Source organism: Arthrobacter sp. R4 (genome assembly GCF_051365025.1).
In the GTDB taxonomy this organism is placed as follows: domain Bacteria; phylum Actinomycetota; class Actinomycetes; order Actinomycetales; family Micrococcaceae; genus Arthrobacter.
Genome location: NZ_JBLWIJ010000033.1, coordinates 23,226 through 42,596, shown reverse-complemented (window position 1 = coordinate 42,596; position 19,371 = coordinate 23,226). Strand labels below are relative to the sequence as shown.

Sequence of the window (19,371 nt, the reverse complement as noted above, 5' to 3'; positions counted from 1 at the left end):
CCGGGCTTCATGCATTTGGACCGGGGTAGAGACTGGAGAACTTTTAGTGCCGATTAATTTTGACCTCATGCGGGAAGCTGTAGCACGCCAACTTCCCTACGCCGCGGATGATACGGCTCGATCGCGCGCGGAAGAGTTCTTCAATAACGGAGAAATTGTAAGCACCAGATTCGGAAATCTAGCCTTCAACCGTGGCGAAATCTGGGATGACACAACGAAACGTTCGCAGGCGCGATTTGTTCACGGCTTCCTATTCTTCTCGGACTGGCACGGGACAGTCCTCAGTGATCCGCACGCGTCCCCGGACTATGCGGCTTTCGCCTTGGGGGTCCTCCGCAATTGGGCAGAAAACTACGGAGATGGCACGCGGATCCCCGAGGTCTCGCATCATGACGAGACCACGGCCCAGCGGCTTATCCAACTGACTGCGCTGCTCCTGCGGCTCAGGGAACTCGTAACCAGCGACGACTACAGTTGGCTTTCGGCTCTGGCCTTGGAAACCGCTCGTCTGCTGGCGACGGACGAATTCCATGCCACCGGCAACAACCACGGAATGTTCCAGGACATCTCTCTGCTGTATTTTTCGGTGATGTGCGACTTCGCCTCGCCGGAGGAGCGCGAGGGGTTCTTTGAGACGGCTACGTCGAGGTTGTATTCATACTTCTCGACATCGTTCACTTCGGACGGTGTTCACATCGAAAATACTCCGACCTATCACCTGATGGTGTCCAAGTACGTCTACGGCGTACTGGAAATTCTGTCCCAGACGGGGCACGCTCATGCTGACTACTACAGGTCGCTGCTTCGGAATGCAGCCATGTATGCGACGCACGCAGCGATGCCGAACGGAATGTATCCGCCAATCAGCGATACCACCCAGCAACTGGAGATTCGCGCGGCCAGGCAGAATATCTTTGACAGTGAGGAATTTGCCTATGCTGCGTCCGCTGGACGTCTAGGCTCAAAGCCCTTACAAAGAACTTTGGTCTTGCCCGACTCCGGATATGCGATCTATCGAAGCTCATGGGGAGATCCCCAAGCAACCTTCGCCTTTTTCAGCGCAGCGTATAACGCGAACTACCACAAACATTCCGACGACCTGAGTCTGTTTCTACGCAGCGGCGGAATTGATCTGCTGTCTGAGGCTGGACCGTACGGCTACGACTACAAGGATCCACTGACCAAGTACGGCTACTCGTCCTACGCACACAACTGCATCGTTGTTGACGGCATCTCCCTGCCGCGTACCGACGCGTCAGCTCACCTCACCACTCTGGAGGCGGATGAGGTGCGCGAGGATGGTTTCCGCGTCACTGGGCGCACGCAACGGTGGCGGGATACATCTCATTCCAGGACCGTCAGCATTGAGGAGCGAGAAGGAACTCCGCACATTGATGTCTCGGACATAATTGAAAGTCAGGAAGAACACACCTACGAACTCCTCTGGAATCTCGGCACTGATGTTGAAGCAGTCGTCCACGGGCAGGGCTTTGAGTTGTTCCACGATGGCCGGAAGGTCATGGATCTCCAATTTGATGCGAATGTCCCCACCAAGGTTTCACTCCACAAAGGAGAAGAACGGCCTAAGCCCCTCGGTTGGAGATTTCCGCGCTTCGGCGAAGCCGTGCCGGCTCCGGTCATTAAAATCTCGTTCGATGGCAACCGTGCTCAGCTTCAAACCCGCATCCGTTTCGCAGATTTTAACTATCTCGACCGAGGACTGAACGACAGTTCGAATGGCTGGCGTCGCAGCAGCGGAAGCGTGGGTTTGAACTACCTTTCGGTACCGGCAAGCTCATTGGCGGGGCAAAGCAAGCTCGCCGTCGTCTTTACTGCCATCCACCAGCCGGGTGACTTCACTTTCAACTACAAAAAATCCGTTGACACCTCCGGTGTCCATGCCCTGTACATCCTTGACGACTTCGGAGACCAGGGATCCTATTACTTAGCTGACCACGGGGACATAGCGATTTTTGACGCCACACAAGCCCTAATTGCTCGTGAACTGGACCACCTTGGGCTCACCGCCAAGGACCTCATAACCGCGGGTTCGTCCAAGGGTGGCAGCGCAGCCATACTGCATGGCATTGCAGCCGGGGCTGGACGCATAATCGCCGGAGCACCACAGGTCAAGATCGGCTCGTTCCTCCAGGGGCCGCACCCCAACATACTTGGATTCATAATGGGCGACACCAGCGCGGGCTCGGTAAGAGCTCTCGATGCGGTCGTCTTTGAGGCCATCGACGACATGCTCGAGACGACTCGACTGTCAATTCTTGTGGGCGAGGCAGACCATCACTACAAGAATCACGTGCTGCCGCTGAAATCGTACGCTGAGAGCCAACATAAGCGCCTGGACGTCACAGTTCTACCGGGCCTTCCCCACGCCGAAATCGGAGCTGTTTACCGGCAGTTCCTCACTTCGAGGATTCAACATGAGATTGCTGAAGCAGGCGACGGGGCAGTCCCGTTTGTTTTCCGGCGATCCGACATCGATTCGGCAGCGCTAAGCCTTGATGTCCTTATGCCAGCCGGTTGGGAGCTTGCATCCCGCCTGTACTGTGGCTCCGAGCCTGTTGCGCGGACCCCTTACGGCTCTGACAGCAGCGCGCTATGGAACGAAATGCCCGCCGGTCGGTATCGGGCCAGGGTATTCGTGAGAAACCCCGAGGACGACATCGTTCGCGCTTTCACCACGCCGTGGGTGACGCTCCCCTGACAGCTCCACGGTCACGGCGGCTAGTATGCCGACGTGGTAAGTGCCAAGTTCTGTACCTGCGGCATGGATAGCTTGACGATTGTCAAGGACTGACCGTCCGGTCCCTTCTCGGGGGCCGGCACCGCCGTGAGTGAGGCGCCAGCAGGCATGCCAGCAAAACGGAGCACTAGAGTCTGTCCGCTGCGCCGCAGGATCGCCCGGTCAGTGCCCAAACTTACCGAGGCGTCAGTGACCCACTGCCACACAAGGTCCAAAGGTTTATCCGAGCGAACGGCATCCTTGATGACCATGGCCGACTGTCCGTGGTTAACGGTGCGGGTTGCCAGGGTCGCGCTCGGGAACGCCTGCCGCAGGTCCGCTACAGCACTGGACGTAGTGGGCATTGTCACGGGCGCGACTGCAGTTGTTGGCTGGTTGGTGCCTGCTACCATCAAGGTCGAGTGGGCGGATGTCCCCGGCTTCCAGTACGTCCAGCGTGTCGGATCCGAGTAATAGCCTGGGGTCGCTCCGTCCGGTATGCCGGGATCGACTGACCACTGCACCCCACGGCGAAAGAAGGAGACTGTTCCCAGATCAAGATGGGCGTGGTTGGCGCTGTTCACGCCGCCTTTGAGCGTCGCTGTACTTGCCGGAAGATGGAGGGCGACAAATCCGGTCTGCGGGTAGACCGAAGACTTCTTGGGAGGCAACGCACCTGCCGGCGAACCCCACCACATGAGATACGCATCAGGCTTCTGCCTGAACTTTTCGGCCACCCAGGCCCCGACGGCAGGGTCTTTCCGAACATGTGCGTCCCAGGCGGGCATCAGCGGACTGAGCTCGGCTGGACTGGCGTCGGCGAATGGCGTTGGCCGGTTGTCTGGATCGGTGCTGTTCATCGCATAGCCGGAAACCTTCGCCAGCGTTGGCATGGTGACGGGCATCGTTGTGTAGGCATTAGGCAATGTGGAGTATAGAAGCGCTATTGCCCGACTTTGGTACGTCCAATATCCGGGGCCTTCCTGGGTACCACCGTCCGTGGTAATCATTCCGAGTGCCGGCTGGATGGAAGTAAGGGACTCCTTTGCAAGCGCAGCAGCCCGAGCCGGAGACTTTTTGAGAAAGACTGCGGCTGCTACAAAGTTCGCTGCGTTATGGATCGTGGCGATGTTCGTTGCTGCATCTACGAAGTTTTCGCCGTCGGCCTGCAAACACGTCTGCGGTCCGAGCCATCGAACGAGTACTGTCTCCTCCATGCCACTCGACTTTCCCCAATCGGTCGCTGTCGCCGCCGCGAGTAGCAAATGGGAGGACGACAGGGTGTCCATGCCCTCAGGGCCGGCCGAGAGTATTTGCTTGGCTTCCGAGGCAAGGACGCTTCGGGAGAGATTGTCGGAGCCTGACAGCCAGCCATATCCCAAACGGGCCACGCGCGGGACATAGGCCTCGCGAAGCTCCGCCAATGGGAAGGTCCGGGCCGACTCTGCGGCAGCGGATCGAAGCATCTGGGCGTGGACAGCCCCCAGTCCAGAATCTGCAGCCTGGCGCGAATTCGCATCCGCTACGAGTTGCTTTGACGTGCCAACGCCAGGACCGTCAGCAGGAAGAGCTGGGACGAATACGCTGCTCGCAGAGGGCAATGCACAGCCGCCAGGGAATCCGACCCAGCCTGGAGCGGCCGGAATAGGTCCTGTCCCATTTTGCAGGGTTGTCAGCCAACTCACAGATTTCAGGTCTGGCGCCGGGAGAGGTTTGCCGATCACACCCAACTGGACGGCAGCGTCAGCGGCGAGCTGCGTAGTGAAGGAACTGGTTCTTTCCTTCGAGCCAGAATAGGTGCTGAGCGTTATATGGGCAGCCGATAAGTCGCTCAGGGCCTTTGTGGCCACGTCCTGCTGGGCACTTCGAAGATCAACCAAGATGACAAGCTGTTCGGCAACTTTGCGGACTGTCGCCGCCCGCGTGGCCTCTTCCCGAACCCGCGCTGCGGCCGCGTCCATCGCCTCCTGAGTCTTCGCCAGGGTCAGCTCATCACCAGCAGCTTTAAGGGATACGGTGCCAGACGCTATTGCGTCCTTGACCGTCAGGGCATTCCTTCTGGCAAGCTCCGCCACAAAGGGACGGGCATTTGCGTAGTCTGCCCCGGCGGCATATGTGATCTGGCGCAGGACGGCACGCTGCTCGCTAAGGGTTGCAGCCGATGCGGGCCCTGCGGCCAACGCACTACTCAGAATAGCTAGCGCCGTGGCCGTCGCAGCAGGGCCAAGGGCTCTCCTTAACCAGCCCGTCGCAGCACCACCGAGGGCACTGAACAAAAACGGCTGGCTCGAAGATTCCATTGGCTTTCCCCCATTGCGGACCCGTGAAGTGCGAAGTAGACGGATCTTCCAGACTGATGCCGGCATTTTCCCCGCGCGCTGACGGGATAACCGTCGAGCACTACCAGTCTATTTCTTAAACGTCCACCGCGGCCGAAGTCTTGCGCAGTTTTGGCGAAGGATTCGCCCACGCTCATCAGCGAAAGGTACGGAGCACGGCTGCAGACGGGACGAGTTGAGCGGTTGTTCCAGGGTAATCGCCACTGTCTTTGGGCCCACAGTTCCCCATTCGCAGCGGTACCAGGCGTCCGACAAAGTAGAATGGGTGCCAATCTAACGTTGCCGGTTCCATCCAGCACCCAGCGAAAATGAGCAGATGCAGAAAATTGAAGTCGAACTCGAGAACTTTTTTCAATTGAAGGCGACAGCGAAACTTGAGGCAAGGCTATGCGCCTTCTATCTATTCCTGAACGATGAAGTGATAGAGCGAACCCCCTACACCGCTCGAGCCACACATACTTTCCCCCTAGACAAAGCTGGAGTCTATCGCGTGAAGTTATACGCCAAATCGGATTCCGGCGAAATTATCTCGGAGATATCAGAGCGTTTCCGCTTTGCAGGCTTTAGCGATGTAGCCCGTTCACCGGATAAGAAGAATGTGGCGATCGTCGGCGTGAACCGAACTTCCGGTTTTGCTGCCCATATTTTTGCGGCGCGGAATACCGTTCTATGCTTCGTCGATCCCGGCCTGGATTACGTCGGAACGGAGTTTTTCGGACGCCCAGTCGTTGGAATGGATGCGTTGCCGGGAGACGCTATTGTTGTCGGTCATGAGGCGTATGAGGCTGAATACGGCAATCTGCGGTCGTTCACCCTCTCCAACGGCGCTGTTGATATTCTTTCTAAAGAACTGCATCGGTTCAGCGTTATGGATTTGTACCGCTTGTCACGCTCGGCATATCTAGAAGGTTTCAAGGAGGGCGCCCATTACATTCAGACATTTATCTTCAATAAATTCAATTCTCGCGTTCCGTACTTAGCAACGATCGGTGAAGGGACTCGGCTTGGGATAGGTGGCATCGGTACCGTAATACATCCAGAGTCAGTTATTGGTCGGGACTGCGTCATCGCTCAGAATGTCACGCTGGGTAGTCGAGTGAGAGGGAACGGGACGCCGATAGTTGGCAACAATGTATTTATTGCCCCTGGAGCTAAGTGTTTTGGGGGAAAAATCGGTAACAACGTGGTTATCGGCGCCAATGCAGTAGTCCTGGACGAGATTCCAGACAACTGTGTGGTTGCTGGCGTTCCAGCCCGGATAATCAGCAGGGACATCTCACGCTACACCGATTACACAGCTCGCCCCAGCCGCCAATAAAGCCCTAAACCCTGTCCTGCACAAGTGATGTGCAAGACAGGGTGAGCTGTTACCCCCGTGGTCGGCCAGGGCTTGACGGGCCGTCCCCGAGGATTACATCTGTCATTGCTGACAGCACATCTCTTGAGTCGAACCGGGAGACTACATACTCCCGTGCCCTCCCCGAAGCTTGAGCCCACGAATTGTCGTCCAGCGATCCGATGAATTCGGCGAGTCCGACCGTATCGGCATGAAGCCAGCTCGTCGGATATATCTGGTCAGAGCCCGGCCACGCCAAGCTGGCAGGCAAGGCGCCAGAGGCAGCACCATCGGGCAGGGTGAGGTGGAAGGATTCGAAGTCGCTCAAAGACAGAACCACACCGATTTTGCGATACCAGGCAGCCATGTCGTCACCCTGGGCATCAAAGGTGACTGCGCCTCTAAGAAGCGGATCAGTTTCAATTCGCTGGTATTGCTCATCGTAGAAGGACATTTCCTCGGGTCGATTGGCCATCCAGGCGAAGTCTTCGGGCCGCTTACCCTTGATGAATAGCCGGTAACGCTCGTCCTGCATCCGCAGAAGCCTTAGCACGTCCAAAGCTTTGTCCAGCCGTTTGCGGGCAGGTACAATTCCCACCAACCCAAGATTGAACCTGGCGTCAGCCACTTTTTCCTGCCCAAGCCCCACCGTGTCCACCGCATTAGGAATCACACGGCTGATATCTCGTGGAACGCTGTGATCTCGGACGGCTACTTCGAGGATGTGTCTTCCAACGAAGACCACATCGTCCACATTCGCATATGAGACATCCTTTACAAAGGGTCGGAAGATCTCTTGAAGATGTAGTCGGGTGACCAAACGCTGGTTCGAAGATTTGTTCTTTGAATACCAAACGGCATTCCCGAGCGTCCATTCACAGAAGATGACATCCGCCTGGGCCAGCAGGCGACGGCTTTCGCCTTCATCGTGTTTGTTGTGATCCGCCCATTTGTCGACCAGGACGCTATGCCCCATTGCCTCAAGTTCTGAAATGATGCCGGCGGCGAATTTCAGGTCGTGGCCTGCAACCAGTACGTTTCTCGGCTTACTGACCGAACGCACCGACGGCAGCTGCTCCGGCTGCACGAGTTCCCGACGGAGACAGAGCGGGCCGTCATTATGCCGGTCGTCAATGGCCGTGAGCAAAGGCCCTCCCGATGCCGCTGAACCACGACGGGCTAGCCCAAGACCGGGAGTGTCCAGGTCGTCATTCTCAATCCCGACGGCACTCCAGGCACCAAACGTGGTGGCCGTGAGCATGTCCTCAAATACCGTTCGATCGCAATGTCCGGTTCCAGGCCAACCTATAAATGAAATTCCCTCCGCCCTTGCCAGGTCGGCTGCCTCGGCGAAACCAGACACGACCTCTACGGCTGGCTCTGGGACCATTCCGCTTTCCACGGAGTAGATCCGGACTGGTAGCACGGTCTGCATCGCGATTACTGAGGATATCTCGGGCGTCAAAGTCTCGACGAAAACCGAATACCTGGGCAGCTCCGGGGCTTCCACGATGAGGCCCGCAGCGCGAAGCACATATGCCAGCCTATGTGCCGCTGTATGCCCCCGGTGTACGTGCCTGTAGGCGAGCCAGGCGTCCCTTATCCGCGCTGACTCATTGTTCATCCACTCAGTAACCAGCAGTTCCAGTTCCTCTGAACCGTCGATGACTGGCACGAGTCCGTTCATAACATGGTCAACGCCAATGCCTTTGCCGCTCAAAACCGCCGAGCCGGAGGCGGCAACCTCCATGACGCGCCGCGAGAACATCGTCGGTGAACCCTCGACAGAGTTTACATTTATGTGCACGGGATGCGATTTGTAGGCATCGACCATCTCTATGTAGCTCAACCCACCGCGCACGTATCGGGCTAGATGGTTAGGGAATCGGTAGGGACTTTCCGGGTTTAGGTGCTGCCTGTCGTAGATCGACAACCCGTGGTTCTTTGCAACATCAAGGATCACGGCCAATTCTTCTGACCGTGCCTTATACCTGTCGCCGTAAAACGAACCAGCGTAGGCGACGGAGTGATCGTATGGGCGGCAAGACGGAACGATGTTGTGTAACCGAGGCTGGGCGTAAAAGGGAAGCGACGCTACAGTTCGCTGCCGAGGACCCGCTGCTGCTTTGTACCTGCGGATGCAGTTCGAGTCTGTCGTGAAGACGTGGTCGAAATGGGCAGCAGTGTGGCTGAATCTGTTGAAGTGCACAGGATCTTCTTTATTCCAGAAGATCGTAGGGACTCCCACAGAGTTGCAGTGTTCCAGGATGGCCCTCAAGGTGGAGAAGCGCTCGTCGTCATAGAAGCCGACCTTTTGCTTCCATTCGCCGTCAACGCCCTCCCATGCAGACTCCACCAGCAGAGCGTCCAAGGGCTGTGCATCTACCTGCTGGCGCCAAGTGTCCGGACGCAGCTCGACCATCTTGGATTCGCCCCTCATCCCCTCGAGAGTGAATTCATCGGCGATAATACCGACGGTTAGTTCCGACAACCGCCGTCCTGCTGGCGGTGCTGCACGGTTGCTGGCACGAGCGTGGGCTTCAACTGCCTTGCTGCCGGTTGACCTCCACGTCCGTTCGTCAATAGCCCATAGCCGGGCCCGTCTGCCCATGACGGCCCGACGTTCGGGATCTCGTGCTAAAACTGTGATTGCCTCTGCGAGAGAACTCGGATTTCCGGCCTCGGAGAGCAATGCCCGGTCCTGCTCGGGTCCGGCCAGATCGCGCAAAGGGGCTAGGTCGCTGAGGATCAAAGCCTTGGCGCTTGCCATGGCTTCGAGAGGCTTCAGTGGCGAAACCATTTCGGTAACCGGTAACCTTCGCCGGGGGCAAGGCATGATGTCAAAAAGGCTGACGTAATTCGGAATTTCGCCGGCCGCTACTCTACCGGCGAACTTGACGTTGGCAGCGATCCCGAGTTCAACGGCCAACCGTTTCAGTTCACGCAATTGAACGCCGTCTCCGACGATCACTACTGTCACATCTAGGCCGTCACTCAGGACAATTCTGGCCGCCTCCAGGAGATCCTCGAGGCCCTCATAGGCAACGAGGCTTCCGGCGTAGCCGACGACAGTAGTCGTGTGAGCAAGCCCAAGTTTTCGACGTAGCGATTCAAGAGCCGGCATCGGCGCAAAGGTGTCCGTGTCAACCGAATTCGGCATCAGGCTGATGACTGATGAATCAACCCCGCGTTTCACCAGTTCATCCCGTACCTGGCTTGTGATCGCCAGGACGAGATCGGCTTCCGTCGCCACCAGGGTTTCAAGTTTTAGGGCAAGTTTGTAGCGATCTGTTTCAGCCCAGAGAGGGTTATTCGATAGCTGTGTGATCTCCCAGAGACCGCGAACCTCATAGGCGAATGGAATGCCAAGCCTTCGCGCCGCCATAAGCGCAGGCAGTGCGGTTACGTAGTTTGATGCGGACTGGATCAGCGAGACCCGGTTGCGCTGGGCTTCGCGAACGTAGACGTCGACGGATTCCGTCAGATAGTAGTCAAGACGGTCGGCGGTCCAGCTTGGTCCTGGATTGAAGATATGCGCGACACCGCTGATCTCACGTTCAAAGCGTTCCTTGGAGGAAACTTCTACATCGACTTTCGAATCCCAGGGGTACCCGGGACGCGCCACGACCAACACGTCTTCGCCATTGGCCTTGAGCCCAGCGACGACACCCGCGGTTCGCGTCGCATAGCCGTTGCTGTTGAAGTAGCCAGTGCTGTGAGCGCAGTACATGATCCGGTCGCGCTCCGCCAGGTATCCAGCATTGGGTTGCCGAGGGGAGAGAAATTGCTCGCGGGTCAATAGTTCGCGCTGTCCAAGGACATTTTGCACAAGCGCAAGTTCAGAACCAGTCAGGTCTGCGAGAAGTGCGGAGTTCTCCAGAATGAACTCTGCTGGTTCCAGGATCGCTCCCCTGGTGAAGTAGTCGTGTGAAATCAGCTTGAGAGCGGCCGCCTTGGACGGATTCGCGTCAAATTCACTGATGAGGTCTTCGCGCCTGACCGGGGTAGGCACCACGGCCTTGACCGGCTTGGAAGCGGCTTGCCGGCCGCCCGAACCCCCTGGCTGCTTCGGAGACTGGACGGGCCCTACAGTCAGAGCGGGCACCGGCGGAGTAGCCCCAGCCCACATCGCCCGGTCGCCAAATGCCCGAGAGAGACTCCGTGCGGGGGCAAGGATTGCCTGCCCTAGACGAAGGCTTTTGGAGGAGCGGAGCGCTTTCAGTGTTGATTTGAGTTTGTTTCGGTCATCGTTCGCCGATTTCAGCTCCGCCATGGCGTTGTCCCGGGCCCGTCGCATGGCACGGAGGTCCTTCTCAAGAACCTCAACCCGTCGTCGACTCTTGGCTTCATGAGCCAGAAGTCGCTCATAATCCTGGATGACAGCGTCAATATCCCGCAGATACCTTTTGCGTTTGGCCAATTTCACTGTCGCCAGCTGGGCAACTTCATCTGCATACTTCAAGGCTTCACTCCGTGTCCGCGTTCGGCTTGCGAATTACTGCCAGATTCCCCGCGTGTCCAAGAATGGCTTTCCGTCAAAGACCTCCCGGTCCATTTCTCTAAATGCGTCGTGATCCACGAGGAGCAGGACTGCGTCAGCCGCACCAACAGCCATGTCCAAGTCCTGTAGCAATACATTATTAAGACCCGAAAGCTGCTTCGGCAGACGGTCCACATGGGGTTCCACAACGAGGAGTTCAGCGCCATCGAGCTTGAGGCTGAGCTTTTCGACGATGGCAACGGCCGGCGACTCGCGGAGGTCATCGATGTTGGCTTTGAACGCCAGTCCGAGGACGGCAATCTTTGGCGAGACGACACCACCCACTGCCTCTTGTACTTTTCGTACGACCCAATCGGGCTTCGAGTCGTTTGTCTCCCGTGCCTGCCGGATGAGCTGCGCCTCCTCAGGGGCCGCAGCGACAATGAACCAGGGATCCACGGCGATGCAGTGGCCGCCAACACCCGGCCCCGGCTGCAGGATATTGACGCGGGGGTGGTGGTTGGCAAGCCTAATGAGTTCCCAAACGTTAATACCAAGTTTGTCGCTGATCACAGAGAGCTCGTTCGCAAAAGCGATATTGACGTCTCGATATGAATTTTCCACCAGCTTGGCCATTTCCGCGGTGGCGGCATCGGTTACCAGGATTTCTCCCTGGCAGAAGACTGCGTAGAGTGCTTTGGCGAGTTCGGCAGCTTCGGGGGTCAGGCCACCCACAATTCGATCATTCGTGACAAGCTCAATCATGATCCGGCCAGGCAGGACACGCTCTGGACAATGGGCCACATGAATAGCGGGCCTGCCGTCAGCTCCGTCGAGGCTGAGATCCGGCCGGAGACTGATGAGGTAATCACCCAGAAGCTGGGTGGTTCCAGGAGGCGAAGTGGACTCCAGTATGACTAGTTCTCCACCCACAAGCTGCGGCGCGATACCGCGCGCGGCCGCCTTGATGTAGGTCACGTCTGCGGTGTGGTCCGGGTTAAATGGCGTTGGCACTGCAACGATGTACGCCTGAGCAACCGGCGTTTCAGTGGATGCGCTCAGCTTGTGCTGGCTCACCGCGCCTGCTACATAGGACGCCAAGTCTGGCTCTACAAACGGAACCTCGCCTCGGTTGACTGACTCGACCGTGTTGGCGTTAACGTCCACCCCGATGACGTGGATGCCGTTGCCGGCAAGAATTGCCGCCGTCGGCAGCCCGATATAGCCCAACCCGATGACAGCTACTGTTTCAATCGTATTCAAGGGAACCCCCAGTCAGACAGAGACGTGATCTCTGTAATTTCCAAAAAACTTCAAAGCACTGCCGGCCAGCAGCTCACTTTCGCCGACCTTCCAGGTGTGCCCCGTTGACGACCGCTGCTGACAGTAATTAAACCTGTCAGATGCATAGACCACGCCACCGTCGGCAACAACGCTGCGGAGGAAACGGGTATCTTCTCCGCTGCCCACCGCGGCAAAAGGGCTGCTGCGGAAAACGTCCGAGGCTCCCATGATTGTGGGCCCCATGACCGTCCGAGTATATCGGTGCTCCCACTCAGGAAAGCGAAGCAGCGTTGCATTCCGGTCCACAAGAAACATGTAGTGCGCCTGTTTACCCACCACATCCGCACCGGAAAAGCCGAGCGAATAGAGCTGGTCACTGAGATATTCCGAAGCATAAAAGTCGTCGTCATCCATCTTCGTCAGGACCTCCCCGGAGGCCGCCGACACACACCTGTTGAGGCACTCTCCCAATGGAACCTGAGCGTCCGCCGTAAGCAATCTCATAGTCGAAACACCGTATTGGTCCTTTAGATGACGGAGTCTCGGCGCATCTACCGTGAATCCGTGCGTCAACAGCACCAGCTCTGCGTCGACGTCGCGCTGGCTTCCAACAGTTTGGAAAACGTGCTCAAGCTGCCAAGGCCGAATCGTCGATACAAGAACGGACACTGTCGGGCGCCGGGCCTGAACCAACAGCTTCGGTACCACGGCCGCCAGTATTTGGTTGCTTCTCGCCGTGTAAGTATGTTCCCGCCAAATCCTCCGCTGACCCTTGTGCAGTTGGCGCTCGCCCAACTCCGGATTTCGTTGCAAGGCCCGCAGGACTTGTTCCGCTTCCGCCTCGGTGTCAACGGTGAAGATCTCATCCGGGGAAAAGTGAGTGTTGATGGCAGCGCTGGGGGTCGTCAACAGGTTTGATCCGGAGGCAATGATCTCAAAAACCCGACGGGAACACATGGTGGGAGAGTCCACCACCGAGTTCACGTTGAGGAAGGTTTTGTAGGCCTTGTAGGCCGTCACCATCTCCAAGTAGTCAAGGGAGCCCACCACCCTGGCATCGAACGGAGCCGGGAACTGGTATCGAGGGTCCCCGCCCAGCTGTCGCGAGAAGATTTCCAACCCGGTTTCCATCGCAGGTGAGGCTGCTTCGGCTGCACGCAGCAAGGTATCCAGCTGCCGGCGGCGGTCTGGGTACTTCGCTGTGAAATACATCCCTCCGAAGGCCACATCCCGTTCGTGCCAGCCGTGTTTGGGGCGAACGGGATTGTGAATGACAGGCTGGGCTGCGAAGGACAACACGTCCACGCGGTCGTGCCCCAGATCCCGAATGTACGCTTCGAGCCTGTTGGCGTCACTCGTGAACACGAAGTCGAACAATTTTGCCGACGCGAGGAAGTCGTCATAGTGCGGAGGATCCTCCTTGTTCCAAAAAGCTGTGGGAATAGATCGTTCCCGGCACCAATCAGTCAAGTCTCGCAACGGTGATGGTCCCACGTGGTCCTGACGGGCAATCTTTCCTGCCCACAGCCCCTGTAGCCCCTTCCAAGCCGATTCAATGAACACCAGATCCACATCTTGCTCGGAGAGTTGCTCGCGCCACGTCTTTGGGGAGAGATGCACGCAATCCCATTCGAGCCCGAAGCCAAGCGCGGAGAAGTCATCGAAAACCACTCCTACGCGCGCCATCTTCTGGGACCTCCGGCGGGCCGGCGGCACCACAGACGGCCGGAATTTCAGCTGCTTTTTCCTGCCGCGGCCAACCCATACACCCTCAGCACCGCGAACAGTCGCCAGCTTACGGTGTCCCGCCTCGAAGGCTTCACGCTCCCGCCACGTCCGGACCTGCCGCAGCCCGCCTCTTCTGAAATGCCACAAAAGTCTACGGAGGGTTCTGAGGTCCGCTCTCAAGATCGGGACCGCCTCAATGAATTGCGGTCGCTTACGTCAGCTACTTGGAGGTCGTTAATCATCCGTCGGCGGAGTTTGAGGGCGCCAATCCGGTCGCCGTCGGCCATTCGCTGGGTAAACAGGCGGTACGACTTGACGACGTCTCCCGGTGTGCCGTCAGCAAGCAACTCCCCCTGATCGATCCAAATGGCTCTATTGCACAAGTCGAGCACAGTGGACATGCTGTGGCTGACCAGGAAGACCGTTCCAGCCCGCCCAAGCAGTTCCAACATACGTTTGCGCGTTCGGTCCTTAAATTGAGCATCGCCCGTGTTCAGTGCTTCATCAATTATGAGAATTTCCGGATCGATGGCCGCAGCAATTGCAAAGCGGAGCCGGGAAGCCATGCCAGCGGAATAGGATTTCATCGGCATATGAATTGCCTCTTCCAACCCGGATAACTCGACTATCGCAGAATACTTGTCATCGATCTGATGCCGGGACATGCCCATTGCCAGACAGCCCAGAACTATGTTCTGGTCGCCTGACAAACCGGGCAACAGTGCTGCGTTGACGCCCAGCATAACTGGCGTGGATGTGGCGTAAACAGCACCGGATGTCGGCGGAATTTGCCCGCCCACCACCTTGAGCAAGGTGCTTTTGCCTGAACCATTCCGGCCAACAATCCCGACTGACTCCCCGTGCTCGACGACGAGGGACAACTCCTTTAGGGCCGTGACACTGACAGCCGTGGTCTTGCCCACGTTCTGCTTGATCATCTGCCACGGGGACCCGGCAGCCGAGGCCTCAACGCGCGACCGGGAAGTAGTTTTGTAGGTCATGCTGACCTTGTCGATGACGACGGACGGCGTCCCTTCGACAAAATTCAGCTCATAGTTCTCGCCCATACGTCTCCTCCCCCCGCCAGAAGACCACAGTCCCTACAGCCAGCGCCGAAATGGACCAAAGCGCAAGAATTGCCCAGGACCGCCATTCCCCGGTATTTCCGTACAGCAACGTCTCCCTGGCCAAGTCCAGGACGTTGTACAGAGGGTTGTATTCCATGATCGTCTTGACGACGGGCATATCGTCGAACCTCTCGATCGAATAAAACATGCAGGAACCGTACATCCATAGGCGCATCGCATAGGAAATCAACTGGCTCGCATCATTGAACACTGACACTACGCGGGCAAGGATCAGGCCAACGCCTAGGTTGAAAACGAACTGCAAGGCCACCAACGGGATGATCAGTAGCCATCGCCAAGTGATTTCTTCTGCGGGCGGCAGAACAATGATCAGGATGAGCATCGTGATCAGGACCGGGACGTTGGAGAGAAGCTCCCGCAAGTTGGCCGCCAGGACCAGGCTGGCTCTCGGAAACTGAAACGCATGGATCACGTTCTTGTTCCCACTTATCACGCGCGATGATGACGTAATGGCACGCGTCGACATTTGGAAGAGGAAAACGCCGATGATCAAGAACGCAACGTAGTTCTCGATGCCGTGTCCGGACTTCAAGACAACACCCATGATCAGGTAGAACATCAGCCCGTTCAAGAGGGGACCCAACACCAACCAGGCCCTGCCAAGATGGTCCTGTTCGTTTCCCGTCTGAACACGAGCCTGAGCATCGAAAAAGATGAAGTGCCTGTAGTCCCAGAGCGACACAAGGTAGTCGAGGAAGGGTGGCCTGGCGCCCACGCGTCGGAGTCCGCGCAGGTTCACGGAAGTTGCTACTGGGGTGGGTTGAGGCCCCCGGGGAGCCCGCGTGGTATTCGAGCTCAACAAGGAGCCTCCATCAGTTGCTTGTATGCCGTGTTGAGGGTAGTCGCGTTCGCTCGCCAAGTACGAGAGTCAAGCACGTCCCGTCGTCCCGCGTTCCCCAAGCGGATCCTGAGATCCTGCGAGTTGAGTAACCATTCGAGTTTAGCCGCCAGGTCATGTCGATCCCCGGGTACGGCAAGGAGACCGTTTTTGCCGTCGGTGACTATCTCTTCAAGCGCGGCGAGTCGGCTGGCGACGACAGGTCTGCCGCAGGCTAGTGCCTCCACAGGCTTCAAGGGCGTTACGGATCGAGTGACCGCAAGGTCCTTACGGGGAACAACGAAGACATCCAGGGCTTGGTGGTATAGAGGGGCCTGCTCTCTGGACACACGTCCTGAGAAGATTATGCGATCAGACAAGCCAGTGCGTTCGGCTTGTCCCATTAACGATGGCAGCGATTCGCCGTCGCCGACAACCAGGAGTCGCAGGTCAGGATGCCGGGGGGCCAGGAGCTCGAAAGCTCCGATCAGGTCGTCTATTCCTTCATACGGGACCAGACTGCTAACAGTCCCGACGTATTGGCCATTGGTCGGCAGCCCTAGCTTAAGGCGGGCCACGGCAGCATCCAAAGGATCACTTAGGAATACACCGCCGACGGCGTTTGGGGCCACAATCACCTTTTCCGGCGGGACACCACCGGAAACGATGTTCGCCTTCATTGCTGAACCTAGCGTGACGACTAGATCCGCGTCCCGCATCACTTCGGTTTCTCTCTTTTGAAACAAATGGTACCGCTCGCTCTCGCGGGCAGCCGGACCTCGCGCCGACGCCCATGTGTCTGCGAGTTGTCCCCGGACTTCATAAACCCAAGGTATTCCCAAGGCTTCGGCGACGGCACGAACTACGATTCCGTTGACGTAGTGCGTGGTGGTGTGGAGCACCGCCGGCTTAAACTCTAGTGCCACACGGAGCAGTTCATCTGCCTGCTGCTGCAGCCGTGCGTCCATGGACGGAGCCAAGGTGGCCGGAAGCAGCCGGCGATATCGGATTCCGTCAACAGCATCCATGCTCCTTGCCAACAGCTTCCCCACTTGGACGGGATATCCCAGCCTTGTGACCGCCAATACGTCCCAGCCAGCTTCCTGCTGGGCCAGCAGCATTGAATGCGAACGCTGTGCGTAACCGCTGCTCGTATGAGGGAGGGAATTGGTGAGGAGATGGAGCACTCGGCCAGGGGACGGCATGTAGCCGGGCTGGCCGGCGAGGGCTGGCGCTACGCCCTGAAATACGCGCAGTTCGCCGGCCAGCCGGTCACGCTGCGTCCGTGCTGGCGCCCGAGCCCCTTCCAGAACCGCGACTGCATCAGTCATCAACCCGTCGTGCCAAAGCCGTCGAGCCTGTGCAGAGCGGACCCCCGATGCGTTTTCCGCAGCATCCAGCAGTCGGTGTGACAGATCATACTGTCGGGCGGCGAGGGCAATGTCGGCCAGTCGCCGCGCTCTGACGCCCGTCACCTTGCGATCCACGGCAAGATTCAAGCGCCTCGCAACGTCGATATGGTCGCCCAGAATGAGGGAGGCGAGGAGCACTGCCACTGCCGCTGAGCTGCGGGGCGCGGCGGCGCGTGTCAGACGGGCAAATCGCAAGACAGCGGGAACCGGAAGGCGTCGCGAGACCTGGAGGCAAAGCAATACCGGGTCATCGCTCAGGTGTTGCCAAACAGTCGTGGTGGCGAGCAGCACGTTCTTCAAAAGCTGAACCATTAGGTAGTGGCGGATCCTTTGCGGAGAAGCGAAGAGATGAGTTCCATGTACTGGGCAGCCAACGGTTCGTAGTCGGCGTGGGCCTCCACCCACTGCCGGCTGGTTCCGTTTCGCACAAGCCGCCCGCGGTCCGCCGCAAGTTCACGCCAGAGGGCTGCAAGTTTGCTGGGATCGCTCTCCACAATGTCACCAGCTTCGGCGTCCCTGATAATGCGGGCGGCCTCACCACGGACGATCGCCGTGACGTGGCGGCCTACGGCCAATACCTCATATGTTTTGGATGGGACGGTTGTTTCAAAGGACTTCCAATCATCGCGCAGCGACACCAAGCACGTATCCGCTGACGCGTATCGCTCCAGGACGGCTTCTGCATGCAGAGGCGCATGGAAAGTGACTGGCGCATCCAGATGGCGTGCCAGCCTCTCCAGCGCTGGCCGCTGGGTCCCGTGTCCCACCATATGCAGGTGCATGGATTCACCCACAAGTGCGCTGGCACGTATGGCCACATCCAGCTTCTGACTCTCGCCGTGATTACCGAGATAGAGTGCTTCGAAGATGGGGCGCTCCAGATCCGGGGGTTTCATGACCGGAATTGAATCCAAGTGAACACCGTTACTGACGGTGGCAACATTCCGGATGCCGCGGGCTCGGAGGGTCGCAGCAAATCCCTCGGTCACTGTGACCACAAGGTCGGCACGGTGCTGGACGAAGTCCACTACGTGCTCGATGAAACCCTTGACTCTGCCCTTGACAATCCGCGCATCCCGGGCCAGGTCTGGCCAAGCATCGCGCATCTCAACGATGAGTGGTACCCGTCGCAGTTTTGCCAAGAGATAGCCAGCGGCCAAGGAAGGTAGAGCCGGGGCTGTGACAATAACGACGTCGGGCTTCCGTACCAACAGGCCCGCCGGAACGGACAGCATGGCGGAGTAGCACTGATCCAGCAAGCGGGCAACACGTGATGTGCCATGGCGCAGGTACGGCACATGCATGATTTGTTCGGTGAACTGCCCGTTGCGGACGCGAAACGCACGGCCTGCAGTCAGGCGCGGCAGCTTTCGCCTGCCAAACGGATAGTGAGCCACGGGTGCGATGACATCAATCCCCCACCCGGCGCGGGAAAACTCCTTTATCATGGCCGTCCAGCGGCGCTGAGGCGGACTATGCTCCGGCCAGTACGAGTGGGTGATGAGGGTGATCTGCGGAGCAGCATTCCAGTCCCCACCATCTATCGGCGATTCGTATTCCATGTGTCAGGACTTGCCAGCCCTGGGTGAAATTGTCATCCTTGCGGACCTAAGGAAGCGAAAGTAACCGTAGCCCAGGCCCAAAAGGATGCAGACGACGGCACCCTGAAGCCATACGGGGCTGCCAGACGCCGCGGTAACGGCGGCGTGGACCGTTGACTCAACCACGGCGGAGGGCTTTTCAGGTGGGGCTGCGGCAGCCGCAGATTCCGTGGGACCCGGAGTGGCAGCATCTTTCTCAGGTGCACGTGCAGGGGCAGGCGCAGCGTCAGCGGGTAAAGTTTCCACGGTAATCTCTGTGGACTGGGCAGGAGGAAGAACCGGGGCAACATAAGCCGGCGGATTGAACGCTGGCACGTCCGGCACCGAAGCCGGGGCTTCTAGGCTTGGGGGGCCTGGGAATGGATCCGGTGGTTGGAATGGCACGGGAACCGGTTCCTGGACCGGTTCCGGCGGCGGACCGGTGGCTGGATCAGTGATCGGTACGGCCGGTTCTGATGGCGGTGGCGTCTCTGACGCCACGGGCTCCGG

General features: G+C 58.2%; 10 protein-coding genes. 2 read left to right on the top strand and 8 right to left on the bottom strand.

Annotation, left to right across the window (positions count from 1 at the left end; all coding sequences use genetic code 11):
* The first annotated feature begins 67 nt into the window (after nucleotides 1-67).
* Entirely contained in the window at nucleotides 68-2,719 is a 2,652-nt protein-coding gene (locus tag ACLKOZ_RS19245) for a heparinase II/III domain-containing protein (RefSeq protein WP_436477473.1), read from the top strand.
* Nucleotides 2,720-2,739: 20 nt separating this feature from the next.
* Here ACLKOZ_RS19245 and ACLKOZ_RS19240 read toward each other — a convergent pair whose 3' ends face one another.
* Nucleotides 2,740-4,917, bottom strand: coding sequence for a heparinase II/III domain-containing protein (locus tag ACLKOZ_RS19240; protein WP_436477471.1), 2,178 nt, complete (start codon nucleotides 4,915-4,917; stop codon nucleotides 2,740-2,742).
* A gap of 475 nt (nucleotides 4,918-5,392) precedes the next feature.
* Here ACLKOZ_RS19240 and ACLKOZ_RS19235 point away from each other — a divergent pair, with 475 nt between their 5' ends.
* Nucleotides 5,393-6,394, top strand: coding sequence for a serine O-acetyltransferase (locus ACLKOZ_RS19235; RefSeq protein ID WP_436477469.1), 1,002 nt, complete (start codon nucleotides 5,393-5,395; stop codon nucleotides 6,392-6,394).
* 49 nt (nucleotides 6,395-6,443) lie between these two features.
* Here the strand turns inward: ACLKOZ_RS19235 and ACLKOZ_RS19230 are convergent, their stop codons facing one another.
* The 7 genes from ACLKOZ_RS19230 to ACLKOZ_RS19200 all read right to left on the bottom strand — a co-directional run bounded on the left by ACLKOZ_RS19230 (nucleotide 6,444) and on the right by ACLKOZ_RS19200 (nucleotide 18,843).
* Nucleotides 6,444-10,874 carry a glycosyltransferase gene (locus ACLKOZ_RS19230; protein ID WP_436477467.1) on the bottom strand — a complete coding sequence of 1,477 codons (4,431 nt, stop codon included), beginning with the start codon at nucleotides 10,872-10,874 and terminating at the stop codon, nucleotides 6,444-6,446.
* A 33-nt stretch (nucleotides 10,875-10,907) separates the two neighbouring features.
* Nucleotides 10,908-12,155: a UDP-N-acetyl-D-mannosamine dehydrogenase gene (gene wecC / locus ACLKOZ_RS19225; RefSeq protein ID WP_436477465.1), complete on the bottom strand. Its 1,248-nt coding sequence runs from the start codon at nucleotides 12,153-12,155 to the stop codon at nucleotides 10,908-10,910.
* 12 nt (nucleotides 12,156-12,167) lie between these two features.
* Nucleotides 12,168-13,862, bottom strand: coding sequence for a glycosyltransferase family protein (locus tag ACLKOZ_RS19220; RefSeq protein ID WP_436477463.1), 1,695 nt, complete (start codon nucleotides 13,860-13,862; stop codon nucleotides 12,168-12,170).
* 218 nt (nucleotides 13,863-14,080) lie between these two features.
* Complete coding sequence (locus ACLKOZ_RS19215; RefSeq protein ID WP_436477461.1) at nucleotides 14,081-14,971, bottom strand: ABC transporter ATP-binding protein; 891 nt, start codon at nucleotides 14,969-14,971, stop codon at nucleotides 14,081-14,083.
* Nucleotides 14,955-15,767, bottom strand: a complete 813-nt coding sequence (locus tag ACLKOZ_RS19210) for an ABC transporter permease (RefSeq protein WP_436477459.1) — start codon at nucleotides 15,765-15,767, stop codon at nucleotides 14,955-14,957. The genes ACLKOZ_RS19215 and ACLKOZ_RS19210 overlap by 17 nt, the downstream gene beginning before the upstream one ends.
* 80 nt (nucleotides 15,768-15,847) lie before the next feature.
* Nucleotides 15,848-17,074 carry a glycosyltransferase family 4 protein gene (locus ACLKOZ_RS19205; protein ID WP_436477556.1) on the bottom strand — a complete coding sequence of 409 codons (1,227 nt, stop codon included), beginning with the start codon at nucleotides 17,072-17,074 and terminating at the stop codon, nucleotides 15,848-15,850.
* Between the two features lie 518 nt (nucleotides 17,075-17,592).
* Complete coding sequence (locus ACLKOZ_RS19200) at nucleotides 17,593-18,843, bottom strand: glycosyltransferase family 4 protein (protein ID WP_436477457.1); 1,251 nt, start codon at nucleotides 18,841-18,843, stop codon at nucleotides 17,593-17,595.
* Nucleotides 18,844-19,371: the final 528 nt, after the last annotated feature.